A 14,167-nucleotide genomic window follows, 5' to 3' on the forward strand; every position below is an offset into this window, starting at 1 on the left:
TCCAGGATGGAGCCGGCACGCGGCGTGCATCCGCCACCGGGGAGGGCAGGTGATGAAAGAATCAGAATCCGCCGCTGTGCCTGTTTCCGGGCAGCGGAGTGGCCCGTTGCGTGGACTCGTGGTGCTGGATATCACGCGTGTCGTGGCCGGTCCCTACTGCTCGATGATCCTGGCCGACCTCGGCGCGCGCGTGATCAAGATCGAGCATCCCGATGACCCGGACTACGTCCGCGATTTTCCGCCGTTCGTCGGCGAAGGCGATGCGCGGTTCAGCGCGTTCTTCGCGCAGTACAACCGCAACAAGGAGGGCATCACCCTCAACCTCAAGCACGAGGCCGGCCGGGAACTGCTCAAGAAGCTGGTGGCGCATGCCGACGTGCTGGTCGAGAACTTTCGGCCTGGCACCATGCAACGCTTCAGCGTGGGCTACGAGACCCTGCGCGCCGAGAATCCCCGGCTGGTGTATGCGGCGATCAGCGGGTTCGGACAAACCGGGCCGAATGCGCTCAAGCCGGGGTTCGACAACAGCGGCCAGGCCACCGGTGGATTGTGGTCGATGAATGGTTTTCCCGACCGCACACCGGTACGGGTTGGCACGATCATCGGCGACGTGTCCGCCACGTTGTTCGCCACGATCGGCGTGCTCGCCGCCATCCGCGAAGCGGAGCGGACGGGATTGGGGCAGATGGTCGACGTGTCCCAGCAGGATGCGGTGCTGGCGCTGACCGAGAACGCGGTCGTCAAGTACACCGTCGATGGTGAAATTGCCGGTCCGCTCGGCAACGAACATCCGTTCGTCCGGCCCTACGGACAGTTTCCCTGCCAGGACGGTCACGTGTTTTTCGGCGCGTACAACGACAAGCTGTGGACGTTGTCGTGCCACAAGTTCGGCACTCCCGAGCTGATCGACGATCCAGAGATTGACAGCATGGCCAAGCGTTTCGATCCGGACGTGTATGCACGCCGGGTCAAGCCGGTCGTGGAGGCATGGTTCCGGGAGCGGAGCAAGGCCGAACTGGAAGCGCTGGCGGGAGACGACATTCCGCTGTGCGCGGTGAAGAACATCAAGGAGGTCGTCGAAGACCCCCACATCGCGGCACGCGGAATGATCGTGGACGTCGAGTATCCGGAGGGGCGGGTCGGGATGTTCGGCACGCCGATCAAGCTCTCCTGCACGCAGGCGGATGTGGGTGGACACGCGCCGCGCATCGGCCAGCACAACGCCGGGATCTATGCGGAGCTGCTCGGCATTGATGCGGAAGCCTTGCAGCGCCTGAAGTCACTGGGAGCGGTGTGATGACGATTGCATACGATGTCTCCGACGGCATCGCGATGGTCCGCTTCGACCGTCCGAAAAAACTCAATGCATTGACGCTTTCGATGTATCGCGAGTTGGGCGAGGCATTCGTCGCCGCGCGCGATGACAAACGTGTCCGCGTGGTGATCCTGACCGCTAGCGGTCAACGCGCGTTCTGCGTGGGCGCCGACCTCGGCGAGTCGATTCCCGCGCTCATGGAGGACCGGTTCGACATCTCGCAATGGGATGACGCCCACTTGAAGAACCTGCGGCTCTACAAGCCGGTTCTGTGCGCGATCAATGGCCTGTGCCTGGGCGGTGGCTTCGAGATCATGCTGGGCACGGATATCCGGATCGCATCGGATACCGCGACATTCGCATTGCCCGAGGCCTCGCTTGGCATCGTGCCGGCAGGCGGGACGCTGGTCCGCCTGGTCAGGCAGATTCCCTATGCGCACGCGATGGAACTGCTGCTCACTGCGAACGGTTTCAGCGCACACGAGCTGCTCGCCAAAGGATTGCTCAACCGCGTCGTGTCGCCAGCAGAGTTGATGCCGCAGACGCTGGCGATCGCCGAGCGGATCAAGGCGCTCAGTCCAGCCGCGCTTGCGGTGATCAAAGAGTCGGTGCATCGCCTGGTCCACCTGCCGGAAGCCGAGGCGTTCGCCGAGGAGGCCCGGCTGGGTCAGCGCGCCTTCACCAGCGCAGACGCACGGCGCGGGCTGGCTGCTTTCGCGCACAGGCAGACCCCGGTCTTCGATTGACCCACTTTCTCCAGGACAGACATGAACGTCACCAGTCGCATTCCCGGCTTCTACAAACTGGATCCGGAAGGTCGCTTCCACCAGATCGTCGAGTTCAGCGGATTGCCAGCCGATGAACTGCGCCCGTTGCGGGAGACGGATGCCGCGATGGCATCGATCGCCGACCGCATGATCGAGAACGCGGTGGGAACCATCGCGATTCCGCTCGGGATAGCCGCTAATTTTCTGATCAACGGCACCGACTATCTGGTGCCGATGGCTACCGAAGAGCCCTCGGTGGTTGCAGCCGCGAGCAACGCCGCACTGATCGCGCGCGTGCACGGCGGATTCCACACTTCCAGCATGGCGCCGGTGATGATCGCGCAGGTGCAACTCCTGGATGTCGCCGATCCCCAGGGCGCTCGCCTGCGTCTGCTGGAGGCCCGCGAAGAGCTCATCGAACTGGCCAACGCGCAGGATCCCCTGTTGGTCGAACTCGGTGGCGGCGCCCGCGACATCGAGGTGCGACTGATCGAGTCGGGCGCGTTTCGTTGCGTGGTCGTGCACCTGCAGGTCGACGTCCGCGATGCAATGGGCGCGAACGCGGTCAACACCATGGCCGAGGCGCTGGCGCCGAGGATCGCCGCGATCGCACGCGGGCGGAGCTTGCTGCGGATCCTCTCCAACAAGGCCGACCTGCGCCTGGTGCGCGCACGCGCGGTGTTCGATTCGGAGAAGATCGGCGGCACTGAGGTGGTGGACGCCATCGTCGACGCGTATCGGTTCGCCGCTGCCGATCCGTACCGTGCCGCCACCCACAACAAGGGCATCATGAATGGCATCTCCGCAGTGGTGCTTGCAACCGGCAACGACACCCGCGCGGTCGAAGCCGGAGCGCATTGCCACGCATGCCGGGACGGGCGCTACACGTCGCTGTCGCACTTCGAGAAGGATGCCGATGGGCATCTGGTCGGGTCACTGGAGCTGCCGCTCGCGCTGGGGCTGGTCGGCGGAGCGACCAGAACCCACCCGACGGCGCAGGCTGCGGTGAAACTGTTGGGCAGCAACAGTGCCCGGCAGTTGGCCGAGATCACGGCCGCAGTCGGGCTTGCGCAGAACACGGCCGCGCTGCGCGCGCTGGCGACGGAGGGCATCCAGCGCGGTCACATGTCGTTGCACGCACGCAACGTGGCGATCGCAGCAGGGGCGGTAGCGGACGAGATCGGGCCACTGGTGGAGCGTCTGGTGGCCGACGGTCACGTGCGCTTGGACCGCGCGCAGCAGATCATCGCCGGGCTCAGGGCCGAACGCGACCTGCTTCCAGAGTAAAGAAGCCCCGTCTGAACCGTCATGAGGGCGTTACTGTCGACTAGACGATGGTCGCTTGAAGTGCCGTGCATGCAGCCATCGCATTGGCAGGACGATCATCCCGCGTCCTATGCGGATGCGCTGCGACCGGCGTGATTTGTCACTGGATGCGGACTGCGATTTAATCCGCCCAGATCGTACAAGGAGCGCGTCATACAGAAGATGGAGCGGAAGACGGTAGTGGGGACCGGATGGCTGTTGTTGCTCACGCTGTTGGTGGGCACGGCACCAGCCGTAGCCGCGGGGCCAGCGAGCGTGCGCAAGCAGATCGAGAGCAGTCTGCTGGTGGAAGGAAAGATCGACATCGAGCCGGATGGCTCGGTATCGAAGGTTGCGTTCGATCGCGAAGAAAAGCTGCCCGAGGGCGTGGTCCAGTTCGTCCGCAATTCGGCGCAACAATGGAAGTTCGAGCCGGTCGCGGTCGACGGCAAGGCGGTTCTGGCGCGTGCACCGATGAGCGTGCGCGTGGTCGCCAAGAAGCTCGATGACGGTCAATACCGGATCGGGATAAGCAGTGCGAGCTTCGAGGGCAATGACGAGAAGCGTTCCGACCGCGTGACCTCGATCAAGATGGCGCCGCCGGGCTATCCTTCGAATGCTGTCAACGCGGGTGTCACGGGCACCGTGTATCTGATTCTCAAGGTCGGTCGCGACGGCAGTGTGCAGGATGCGGTGGCCGAGCAGGTCAACCTACGGGTCGTAGCTCCGGAAGCACAGATGCGCACATTCCGCGGCATTCTCGCAAAGAGCGCATTGGGCACGGCCCGCAAATGGACGTTCCGTCCGCCCACTGAAGGCGAGCATGTCGCCGAGCCCTATTGGACGGTACGTGTGCCGGTCTTCTATAGCTTTGGAAATCAGTCCAAGGATGGCGACTATGGCCGCTGGTTCAGCTATGTGCCGGGGCCGCGTGAGCGCGCATCCTGGGTGACTGGGGAGGATAAGGAGGGTTTCTCGCCCGATGCATTGGTCGAGGGGCGTGTCTATATGGCGGGTCAGCAGAACGGCCCGCGCCTGCTCACTCCGCTGCAGGGCGGCTGATCCGGCAATGGGCTGATGTTGAAGGGATTTAACTGTCTCGCCTTCATGTGCTTGCGCGACTGACGGACTACATCCTGCAACCAGCAGCGCAACAAAAAACGCCCCGCGATCGCGGGGCGTTTTTATTGATGCACGGTTGCGTGGAACTCAGCGCTTCATCGAGCTGAAGAACTCGTCGTTGGACTTGGTGTTCTTCATCTTGTCGAGCATGAACTCCATTGCCGCGATCTCGTCCATCGGGTGCAGCAGCTTGCGCAGGATCCAGATCTTCTGCAGCAGCTCCGGCTCGATCAACAGATCCTCGCGGCGGGTGCCGGAGCGGTTGATGTCGATGGCCGGGTAGACGCGCTTCTCGGCGATACGACGGTTCAGGTGCACTTCGCTGTTGCCGGTGCCCTTGAACTCTTCGTAGATCACCTCATCCATCTTGCTGCCGGTGTCGACCAGCGCGGTGGCAATGATGGTCAGCGAACCGCCTTCCTCGACGTTGCGGGCCGCGCCGAAGAAACGCTTCGGGCGGTGCAGCGCGTTGGCGTCCACGCCGCCGGTCAGCACCTTGCCGGAGCTTGGCACCACGTTGTTGTAGGCGCGGGCCAGGCGGGTGATCGAGTCCAGCATGATCACCACGTCCTTCTTGTGCTCGACCAGGCGCTTGGCGCGCTCGATCACCATCTCGGCGACCTGCACGTGGCGCGCGGCCGGCTCGTCGAACGTGGAGGAAATAACCTCGCCGCGCACGGTGCGCTGCATTTCGGTCACTTCTTCCGGGCGCTCGTCGATCAGCAGCACGATCAGGTGCACTTCCGGGTGGTTGGTGGTGATCGCCGTCGCCACCTGCTGCATCATCATCGTCTTGCCGGCCTTGGGCGGGGAGACGAGCAGCGCACGCTGCCCCTTGCCCTGCGGTGCCATCAGATCGAGGATGCGGCCGGTGATGTCCTCGGTCGAACCATCGCCGCGCTCCAGGCGGAAACGCCTGCGCGGGAACAACGGGGTCAGGTTCTCGAACAACACCTTGTTCTTCGACGCTTCCAGCGGCTCGCCATTGATCGTATCGATCGTGGACAGCGCGAAATAGCGCTCGCCGTCCTTCGGGAAGCGGATGCGCCCGGACAGGTAGTCACCGGTGCGCAGGTTGAAGCGGCGGATCTGGCTCGGCGAGATGTAGGTATCGTCCGGGCCGGCCAGGTAGCTGGCCTCGGCTGCGCGCAGGAAGCCGAAGCCGTCCGGCAGGATTTCCAGCACGCCGTCGGCGGCGACGCCTTCGCCGTGGCGGGTCAGCACCTTCAGCAGCGCGAAGATCACGTCCTGCTTGCGGGCGCGGGCCACGCCTTCCTGGATGCTGAGCTGCTCGGCGATTTCCAGCAGCTTGTGCGCCGGCATCTTCTTGAGATCGCTCAGCGAGTACTGCGGGAAGCCTTCCGGCACGCTCGGATGCGGGCGTGGCACGAAGGTGTTGTCGCTACCGCCGTCCTGCGGCATGCCATCGCTGTTGCCGAAACGCTCGCGGTTGCGATCGCGGCGGTTGCGGAAGCGGTCGCGGCGGTTGTTGCCCTGGCCTTGCCCCTGGCCCTGGCCGCCCTGCGGATTCTGGGCCTGATTGGGGTTGTTGAAGCGCTGTTGGCCACCTTCGCGCTGCTGCTCGGTGCCGCCTTCGCCGGACGAGGCGGGTGCGGTGGTGGGAGCAGCGACGGCCGGTGCGGGCCTGGCTTCGGGAGCAGGACTGACCGGAAGCGGCAGGTCGGTCTGCGGAGTGGAGTTGTCGGCGCCTTCGCTGGCGGCGGCCTTGACGACGCGAGGCTTGCGCACGCGTTTCTCGACGGGGGCGTCGACGCTCCCGGTTTCGGAAGAAGTATTATCGGACAAGTGCTTGATTCCTCGCTGTGAGATGCGAGCGCCCGGCAGGGCGGACAGGTGGTTGGGAAGGGATGTCTAGAAGGACTTCTAGAAGACGCGGCGCCGGAAGGCGGCCGGATTGGGCGACACTAACACCCGTCCGAGCAAGCGCGCAAGCCACGCGGTGGGCTGCGGTTCAACTATCGGCGACGCCTTGCGGGCGTGCCATCCATTTCCGAGCGGGTTGCGTTGGATCTGAATGGCAAGCCTTGTGACCGCACAGCCTCCAGGCCGGCGGTCCCGGGAACTCAGGCGGCCGCGCCGCCCAGGCTCTTGTCGATCATCTGGGTCAGCTGGCCCTTGCCGACCGCGCCGATCTGGGTGGCCTGGACCTGGCCATCCTTGAACAGCAGCAGCATCGGGATCGAACGGACGTGGTACTTCACGGCCAGCGCGCGGTTCTCGTCGACGTTGACCTTGGCCACCTTCAGTTTGCCGCCATAGGTGTCGGCCAGATCGTCCAGCACCGGCGCGATCATCTTGCAGGGGCCACACCATTCGGCCCAGAAATCCACCAGCACCGGTTCCCCGGACTTGAGTACGGCGGCGTCGAAGTCGGCATCGCCGACGTGCAGAACCTTGTTGCTCACTTTCGGTCTCCTGGAGCCCTGGCGGTGCCCGGAAACGGGCTGGCCGCCGCATTGGGGTAAACTGGGGCATTGCGCGGCGGATTCAATAGAGTCTCCTGAAGCCGCGCTGTCCGGCGCAAGGGCCGCAGTGTGCGACGCTGCCGGAATCGATGCAAGCCGCGCCGGGGTGGCCCCAGGCGCCCCACGAAGATGGAATGATGAGCGACAAACCGCTGACAGATTTGACTTTTTCCTCGTTCGAGCTGCACCCGTCGCTGCTCGCGGGACTGGAAGGGGCCGGGTTCACCCGCTGCACGCCGATCCAGGCCCTGAGCCTGCCGATGGCGTTGGCCGGACGTGATATCGCCGGCCAGGCCCAGACCGGCACCGGCAAGACCCTGGCGTTCCTGGTGGCGGTGGTCAACCGCCTGCTGAACCGCCCGGCGCTGGCCGACCGCAAGCCTGAAGACCCGCGCGCGCTGATCCTGGCGCCGACCCGCGAGCTGGCGATCCAGATCCACAAGGACGCGGTGAAGTTCTGCTCCGACCTGGGCCTGCGCTTCGCGCTGGTCTACGGCGGGGTGGACTACGACAAGCAGCGCGAGCTGCTGCAGCAGGGCGTGGACGTGATCATCGCCACCCCGGGCCGGCTGATCGACTACGTCAAGCAGCACAAGGTGGTCTCGCTGCATGCCTGCGAGATCTGCGTGCTCGACGAGGCCGACCGGATGTTCGACTTGGGCTTCATCAAGGACATCCGCTTCCTGCTGCGGCGCATGCCCGAGCGTGGCACCCGCCAGACCCTGCTGTTCTCGGCCACGCTCAGCCACCGCGTGCTGGAGCTGGCCTACGAGCACATGAACGAGCCGGAAAAGCTCGTTGTCGAGACCGAGAGCATCACCGCCGCGCGGGTGCGCCAGCGCATCTACTTCCCCGCCGACGAGGAGAAGATCCCGCTGCTGCTGGGCCTGCTCTCGCGTGGCGAGGGCGCGCGCACGATGGTGTTCGTCAACACCAAGGCGTTCGTCGAGCGCGTGGCGCGCGGGCTGGAGCGGGCCGGCTACCGGGTCGGCGTGCTGTCCGGTGACGTGCCGCAGAAGAAGCGCGAGAGCCTGCTCAACCGCTTCCAGAAGGGCCAGCTGGAAATCCTGGTCGCCACCGACGTGGCCGCGCGCGGCCTGCACATCGATGGCGTCAAGTACGTCTACAACTACGACCTGCCGTTCGACGCCGAGGATTACGTACACCGCATCGGCCGTACCGCGCGACTGGGCGAGGAGGGCGATGCGATCAGCTTCGCCTGCGAGCGTTATGCGATGAGCCTGCCGGACATCGAGGCCTACATCGAGCAGAAGATCCCGGTCGAGGCGGTCAGCGCCGAACTGCTGACCTCGCTGCCGCGTCCGGAACGCGCGCCGGTCGAGGGTGAGGAAAACGAGAGCGTCGGCGAGATCTTCCGCGAGGCCCGTGAGCAGCGCGCTGCCGATGAGCAGCGTCGCGGTGGTGGTCGCAGCGGCAGTGGCCGTCCCGGTGAGCGTTCGCGTGGCGAAGGCGAGCGCAGGCCGCCGCGTCGCAAGCCGAAGCCGGAAGGCGAGGCCGTGGCTCCGGTCGCGGTTGCCGCTGTGGCCCCCGTGCAGGCAGCGACCGTACCGTCGCCGGCGGCATCCGTGGTCGAGGGGGGCGAGGAGCGCGCACCGCGCAAGCGTCGCCGTCGTCGTCGCGGTCGTCCGGTCGATGGTGCTGCGGTGGCTGCCGATGCGGGCGCTCCGACGCCGATCTCCACCGCGCGCAAGCCGGTCCAGGTGGTCGCCACCCCGGTCAAGGCCGCGGCCAACAACGACTCGTTCCTGTCGCGCCTGGGGCGCAAGATCCGCTCGCTGGTATCGGGTGGCTGAAACACCGGCCGCGGCCTTCATGGTCCGCGGCCGTCCCGCAGGTAGAGCCGGGTCCGCTCGGCTCAGGCCGCACCGGCAGAACTCTGGTAGAGCCGGGCTTGCCCGGCTCAGACCCTCGCGGAAGGCATCCCGCGCAGCCCCGAAAGGGTATGCAGACAAAAGCACCGTTGCACCGCGATCCCTTGACGGCACGACGGTGCAATTCGTGGCCGCTCCGGCATAATTGCTGAATGAGCGTCCTGCGATTCGACAATGTCAGCAAGCAATATCCCGGCGGCCATGCCGCGCTGGAGGACGTGAGCTTCGAGGTCGCCGAGGGCGAGATGCTGTTCGTCACCGGCCACTCCGGTGCCGGCAAGAGCACGCTGCTCAAGCTGATCCATCTCAGCGAGCGTCCGAGTCGGGGCGCGGTGATCTTCGGTGAGCGCAACCTGCTGAAAGTGCGTGGCGGCAAGGTGCCGCTGCATCGGCGCGAGATCGGTGCGGTCTACCAGGATCACCGTCTGCTGATGGATCGCAGCATCGCCGAGAACGTGGCCCTGCCGCTGATCCTGCGCGGCACCCGCCGCAGCGAGATCGGCAAGCGGGTGCGTTCGGCGCTGGAGCGGATCGGTCTGGCGCATCGCGAGCAGGCGCTGCCTTCGCAGCTGTCGGCCGGCGAGCAGCAGCGCGTCGGCATCGCCCGCGCGATTGTCGGCGAGCCGAGCCTGCTGGTGGCCGACGAGCCGACCGGCAACCTCGATCCGACCCTGGCCGCCGAGATCATGCAGTTGTTCGCCGAACTGCCGGCGCGCGGCACCAGCGTGCTGGTGGTCAGCCACGACCTGGCGCTGCTCAAGCAGATGCGCAAGCGCGTACTGATCCTCGACCACGGCCGTCTGGTCGACGACATCTCGCCGCAGGATTTGGCCGAATGAACACGCTCGCGAACAAGCCCGCGAACAAGCCGAGCAACAACGGGGCCCGCGCGCCATCGCGGCTGGGCATCTGGTTCGACCATCACCTGCACAGCATCGTGTTCAGCCTCGGCCGGGTGCTGCGCAAGCCATGGGCGACGCTGCTGACGGTGCTGGTGATGGCGCTGGCGCTGGCATTGCCGCTCGGGCTGTCGATCGCGCTGGACAACGTCAAGCATCTGGCCGGCAGCGTGCAGCAGTCGCGCGACATCAACGTGTTCCTGAAAACCGACGTGGGCGGTTCCGCTGCCGGGCTGCTGGCCGAGTCGATACGTGGTCGCGCCGACGTGGCCGAGGTGACGCTGCGCACGCCCGAGCAGGGGCTGGCCGAGCTGCGCGAGAGCGCCAAGCTGGACGCGGCGATCGACGCGCTGGGCGACAACCCGTTGCCGACGCTGCTGATCGTCACTCCGGCCGCCGACGGCGACGACGCGCGTCTGGCCGAGTCGCTGCAGGGCATGACCCAGGTCGATCAGGTCCAGCACGATGCACTGTGGCGCAAGCGTCTGGACGGCTGGCTGAAATTCGGCGAGCGGCTGGTGCAGGTGTTGTCGGCGTTGCTCGGCGCCGGTGCCGTGCTGGTGGTCGGCAATACGGTGCGGCTGGACATCCAGTCGCGGCGCGAGGAAATCGGCGTGCTGCAACTGCTGGGCGCCAGCGACGGTTTCATTCGGCGTCCGTTCCTTTATCTGGGGGCGTGGTATGGCCTGGGCGCCGGTCTGGTCGCGCTCGGGCTGGTCGGGCTGTCCGGTCTGGCGCTGGGTGGGCCGCTGGCGGCGTTGTCCGACAGCTACGGCAGCAGTTTTGCACTGCACGGGCTGGACCTGCTGCACTCCGGTTTCGTGCTGATCGGCACGGTGCTGCTGGGCTGGCTCGGCGCGTGGCTGGTGACCGGCCACTTCCTGCGCCAGACTCGCCCGACCGAAACCTGAGCCCCATATGCGCACTCCCGATCTCAAGCACCTGGTCAGCGCGGCCCCGCGGGTGATGGTCGTGGACGGCTCCAAGCTGGTGCGCAAGCTCATCGCCGATGTACTCACGCGCGAACTGCCTGCGGTGCAGGTGGTCGGCTGCGCCAGCATCGCCGAGGCGCGCGAAGCCTTGCAGGCCGGCTCGGTGGATCTGGTCACCACGTCGCTGGCGCTACCCGATGGCGACGGCCTGGCGCTGGCGCGCAGCGTGCGCGAAGCCGCCGGGCAGGCCTACGTGCCGGTGATCGTGGTTTCCGGTGATGCCCAGCAGCATCTGGTCGAGCGCCGCTTCACCGAGTACGTCACCGACTACTTCGACAAGGCACTCGGCCACGAGGCGCTGGCGACATTCATCCGCGGCTACGTGCAGCCCGAGCCGGTGGCCGGTGCGACCGTGCTGTACATCGAGGACAGCCGGGTCGTCGCCGAGGCCACCAAGCGCATGCTGGAACGGCAGGGGCTGAAGGTACTGCATGTGCTGACAGCCGAGGAGGCGTTCGCACTGCTGACTGCCGAATCGTTGGGGCGCACGCCGCATCGCATCGACCTGGTGCTGACCGACGTCACCTTGAAGGGTGAGCTCAGCGGTCGCGACGTGGTGCAGCGCATCCGCATCGACTTCGCCTACGGCAAGCGTCGTCTGCCGGTGCTGGTGATGACCGGCGACGGCAATGCGCACAACCAGTCCGAGTTGCTCAGGGCCGGCGCCAACGATCTGGTGCAGAAGCCGATCGAAGAGCGCCTGCTGGTGACCAAAGTCCTGTTCCAACTGCGGCTGGCACGCCTGGAAGACCGAGCTGTGACGCTATGAGCGAGACGACGGAGGCGCGGATCCAACTGGAGCCGTCGTGGAAGGCGCGGGTGGGAGAGTGGTTGCTGCGACCGGAGATGCGCGAGCTGTCGGCGTTCCTGCGCCAGCGCAAGGCGGCCGGCGCACGGATCTTCCCGCCGGGACCGCAGATCTTCGCCGCCTTCGATGCCACCCCGTTCGATCAGGTCAAGATCGTCGTGCTTGGCCAGGACCCCTACCACGGTTACGGGCAGGCGCATGGGTTGTGCTTCTCGGTGCTGCCGGACGTGCCGGTGCCGCCATCGCTGCTGAACATCTACAAGGAAATCCAGGACGACCTGGGCATCGCCCGGCCCGACCATGGTTACCTGATGCCGTGGGCGCGCCAGGGCGTGCTGCTGCTCAACGCGGTGCTGACCGTGGAAGAGGGCCGCGCCGGCAGCCACCAGGGCAAGGGCTGGGAGGGCTTTACCGACCATGTGGTCGATACCCTCAACCGCGAGCGCGAGGGCCTGGTGTTCATGCTCTGGGGCAGTTACGCCCAGGCCAAGGGCAAGGTCATCGATACCCGTCGCCACCGGGTGCTGAAGGCGCCGCATCCCTCGCCGCTGTCGGCGCACCGGGGCTTCCTGGGCTGCCGGCATTTCTCGATGGCCAACGAGTACCTGGCTCGCACCGGCAGCACGCCGATCGACTGGCGATTGCCGCCCCGGCAGGCGCTGGGCGAGGCCACCTGAGGCGTCGGCAACGGACGGAATACCGTCACGGCGGCGACTCAAAAAGGGTGATAGGGTGGCTGGGAAACGGTTTCCGGGGCATTGACAGAACGTAAGGGTCTGGACCCGGATAACCATCCCAATAATGGAACGCTGGAACTTTTTCTGTACCCGGCAGTCCAATAGCTTGACTGCTAAGATGAGGTCCTATGAGCCAGAACACCTCGACTGCCCTCGTGGCGAACAATCTCCCGGTTCCCAGTGCGCTGGGTTCGCTGGATGCCTACATCAATGCCGTGCACCAGATCCCGGTGCTCTCGGTCGATGAGGAACAGGAGTTGGCGCGCCGTTTCCGCGATCACGAAGACCTCGATGCCGCGCGCGAGCTGGTGCATTCGCACCTGCGTTTCGTCGTGCACGTGGCGCGTGGCTACAACGGCTACGGCCTGCAGATGGGCGACCTGGTCCAGGAAGGCAACATCGGCCTGATGAAGGCGGTCAAGCGCTTCGACCCGGACATGGGCGTGCGCCTGGTGTCCTTCGCGGTGCACTGGATCCGTGCCGAGATGCACGAGTTCATCCTGAAGAACTGGCGCATCGTCAAGGTCGCCACGACCAAGGCGCAGCGCAAGCTGTTCTTCAACCTGCGCAAGTCCAAGACCCGCCTGGGCTGGCTGAATGCCTCCGAGGTCAGTGCCGTCGCCAAGGACCTGAACGTGTCCGAGCGCGAGGTGATGGAGATGGAGTCGCGCCTGGCCGGTCGCGATATCGGTTTCGATGCGCAGTCCGACGATGACGATGAGCATGCGCCGCCGTCGCCGGTGAGCTACCTCGTCGCCAACGACGAGGATCCGTCGATGGCCTATGAGCGCTCCAACAGCGAGGACCACCAGATGGAACTGCTGCGTGAGGGCCTGGCCGAGCTGGATGCGCGTTCGCGCGACATCATCCGCCGCCGCTGGCTGGATTCGGAATCGAAGGTCACGTTGCAGGAGCTGGCCGACGAGTACGGCGTGTCGGCCGAGCGCATCCGCCAGATCGAGGCCAACGCGCTGAAGAAGATGAAGGCGCTGTTCGTCGCCTGATCCACATGCGCGCGGCGCAACGAAAAACGGCCCGGGAAACCGGGCCGTTTTCTTTGGCGCTATTCGCACTGGCGAGTGATGGTGGGAGGGACTTCAGTCCCGACTGGCTCTACCGACAAAGCGTCGGGACTGAAGTCCCTCCCACAAGTAAGTTCTTCCCACGAAGGCCAGCTTCAATGCTGTGGGGTGCCTTCAGGTGCGCGCGCCCCTCGCAGGAACGCCACACATCGTTGTGCAGGTATCCGGTGAATGCGTGTCCGCCGGTGTGCGGTCAGTGCATGCAGACCATCATCGGCATGTTGCCGCACATCATGGTCATCGGCATGCCGCAGCCCATCATGCGGTTCATGGTCTCGCAGCACATCTTGAGCATGTCCATGCTCATCATGCCGGTCGGCATCATCATGCAGACCATGCCCTGCGACTCCATCGTGCAGGTCATCTTCGGCATCATCGGCATGCCGCAGCAGCTCATCATCGGCATGTTGCCGCACATCATCCCGCACGGGGTGCCGCTGGCCATCATCGACATCATCATGTCGCAGCAGTCCTTGAGCATCTCCATCGTGCAGCCCTCGGCGGGCTTCATCACGCACATCATGCCTTCGGCGGTCATGGAGCAATCCATGTGGCACATCATCGGCATCATGGTCGCCATCGGCATGGAGGACGTGCCCGTCATCGGCATGCTGTTCATCGGCATCGACATCATGTTCATCGCGGTGTTCATGGCAGGCTCCAGGCAGTCGTTCGTAGGGAAGGATGGCGGCTGATTGCGTTTGGTAATTTCATCATGACCATAAGTGATGAATGTTTCAAGTTTCTGATTTAAAAGGGAAA

General features: G+C 65.3%; 13 protein-coding genes. 11 read left to right on the forward strand and 2 right to left on the reverse strand.

Annotated features, from left to right (window positions below; genetic code table 11):
* The first annotated feature begins 106 nt into the window (after positions 1-106).
* The 4 genes from AC3WJE_RS10570 (at position 107) to AC3WJE_RS10585 (ending at position 4,449) form a co-directional block, all read left to right on the forward strand.
* Complete coding sequence (locus AC3WJE_RS10570) at positions 107-1,297, forward strand: CaiB/BaiF CoA transferase family protein (RefSeq protein WP_493730752.1); 1,191 nt, start codon at positions 107-109, stop codon at positions 1,295-1,297.
* Positions 1,297-2,061: an enoyl-CoA hydratase/isomerase family protein gene (locus AC3WJE_RS10575; RefSeq protein WP_493730753.1), complete on the forward strand. Its 765-nt coding sequence runs from the start codon at positions 1,297-1,299 to the stop codon at positions 2,059-2,061. Before AC3WJE_RS10570 ends, AC3WJE_RS10575 begins: the two co-directional genes overlap by 1 nt.
* A gap of 21 nt (positions 2,062-2,082) precedes the next feature.
* Entirely contained in the window at positions 2,083-3,369 is a 1,287-nt protein-coding gene (locus AC3WJE_RS10580; RefSeq protein ID WP_493730754.1) for a hydroxymethylglutaryl-CoA reductase, degradative, read from the forward strand.
* Between the two features lie 240 nt (positions 3,370-3,609).
* Positions 3,610-4,449: an energy transducer TonB gene (locus AC3WJE_RS10585; RefSeq protein WP_493730755.1), complete on the forward strand. Its 840-nt coding sequence runs from the start codon at positions 3,610-3,612 to the stop codon at positions 4,447-4,449.
* A gap of 147 nt (positions 4,450-4,596) precedes the next feature.
* Here the strand turns inward: AC3WJE_RS10585 and rho are convergent, their stop codons facing one another.
* Both rho and trxA read right to left on the reverse strand, forming a co-directional pair.
* Entirely contained in the window at positions 4,597-5,832 is a 1,236-nt protein-coding gene (gene rho / locus AC3WJE_RS10590; RefSeq protein WP_493730796.1) for a transcription termination factor Rho, read from the reverse strand.
* Positions 5,833-6,593: 761 nt separating this feature from the next.
* On the reverse strand, positions 6,594-6,935 hold the full coding sequence (trxA, locus tag AC3WJE_RS10595; protein WP_493730756.1) for a thioredoxin TrxA: 342 nt from the start codon (positions 6,933-6,935) through the stop codon (positions 6,594-6,596).
* Positions 6,936-7,132: 197 nt separating this feature from the next.
* Here trxA and rhlB point away from each other — a divergent pair, with 197 nt between their 5' ends.
* The 7 genes from rhlB to AC3WJE_RS10630 all read left to right on the forward strand — a co-directional run bounded on the left by rhlB (position 7,133) and on the right by AC3WJE_RS10630 (position 14,100).
* Positions 7,133-8,809, forward strand: a complete 1,677-nt coding sequence (rhlB, locus tag AC3WJE_RS10600) for an ATP-dependent RNA helicase RhlB (RefSeq protein ID WP_493730757.1) — start codon at positions 7,133-7,135, stop codon at positions 8,807-8,809.
* A gap of 230 nt (positions 8,810-9,039) precedes the next feature.
* Positions 9,040-9,726 carry a cell division ATP-binding protein FtsE gene (gene ftsE, locus AC3WJE_RS10605; RefSeq protein WP_493730758.1) on the forward strand — a complete coding sequence of 229 codons (687 nt, stop codon included), beginning with the start codon at positions 9,040-9,042 and terminating at the stop codon, positions 9,724-9,726.
* Entirely contained in the window at positions 9,723-10,697 is a 975-nt protein-coding gene (gene ftsX / locus AC3WJE_RS10610) for a permease-like cell division protein FtsX (RefSeq protein ID WP_493730759.1), read from the forward strand. Before ftsE ends, ftsX begins: the two co-directional genes overlap by 4 nt.
* A gap of 7 nt (positions 10,698-10,704) precedes the next feature.
* Positions 10,705-11,547, forward strand: a complete 843-nt coding sequence (locus tag AC3WJE_RS10615) for a response regulator (RefSeq protein ID WP_493730760.1) — start codon at positions 10,705-10,707, stop codon at positions 11,545-11,547.
* The gene (ung, locus tag AC3WJE_RS10620) at positions 11,544-12,263 is read left to right on the forward strand and encodes a uracil-DNA glycosylase (RefSeq protein ID WP_493730761.1); all 720 of its coding nucleotides are present in this window, start codon (positions 11,544-11,546) and stop codon (positions 12,261-12,263) included. Before AC3WJE_RS10615 ends, ung begins: the two co-directional genes overlap by 4 nt.
* A 188-nt stretch (positions 12,264-12,451) precedes the next feature.
* Positions 12,452-13,327, forward strand: coding sequence for an RNA polymerase sigma factor RpoH (rpoH, locus tag AC3WJE_RS10625; RefSeq protein ID WP_493730762.1), 876 nt, complete (start codon positions 12,452-12,454; stop codon positions 13,325-13,327).
* A 278-nt stretch (positions 13,328-13,605) separates the two neighbouring features.
* On the forward strand, positions 13,606-14,100 hold the full coding sequence (locus tag AC3WJE_RS10630) for a hypothetical protein (protein ID WP_493730763.1): 495 nt from the start codon (positions 13,606-13,608) through the stop codon (positions 14,098-14,100).
* Positions 14,101-14,167: the final 67 nt, after the last annotated feature.

Source organism: Pseudomonas sp. GW821-FHT07E12 (genome assembly GCF_058986605.1).

Coding starts and splice junctions, on each gene's coding strand:
- ftsE (WP_493730758.1), top strand. CDS start 9,040: ATGAGCGTCCTGCGATTCGACAATGTCAGCAAGCAATATCCCGGCGGC.
- AC3WJE_RS10575 (WP_493730753.1), top strand. CDS start 1,297: ATGACGATTGCATACGATGTCTCCGACGGCATCGCGATGGTCCGCTTC.
- rho (WP_493730796.1), bottom strand. CDS start 5,832: ATGCCGGCGCACAAGCTGCTGGAAATCGCCGAGCAGCTCAGCATCCAG.
- AC3WJE_RS10615 (WP_493730760.1), top strand. CDS start 10,705: ATGCGCACTCCCGATCTCAAGCACCTGGTCAGCGCGGCCCCGCGGGTG.
- rpoH (WP_493730762.1), top strand. CDS start 12,452: ATGAGCCAGAACACCTCGACTGCCCTCGTGGCGAACAATCTCCCGGTT.
- AC3WJE_RS10630 (WP_493730763.1), top strand. CDS start 13,606: ATGCAGACCATCATCGGCATGTTGCCGCACATCATGGTCATCGGCATG.
- ftsX (WP_493730759.1), top strand. CDS start 9,723: ATGAACACGCTCGCGAACAAGCCCGCGAACAAGCCGAGCAACAACGGG.
- rhlB (WP_493730757.1), top strand. CDS start 7,133: ATGAGCGACAAACCGCTGACAGATTTGACTTTTTCCTCGTTCGAGCTG.
- AC3WJE_RS10580 (WP_493730754.1), top strand. CDS start 2,083: ATGAACGTCACCAGTCGCATTCCCGGCTTCTACAAACTGGATCCGGAA.
- ung (WP_493730761.1), top strand. CDS start 11,544: ATGAGCGAGACGACGGAGGCGCGGATCCAACTGGAGCCGTCGTGGAAG.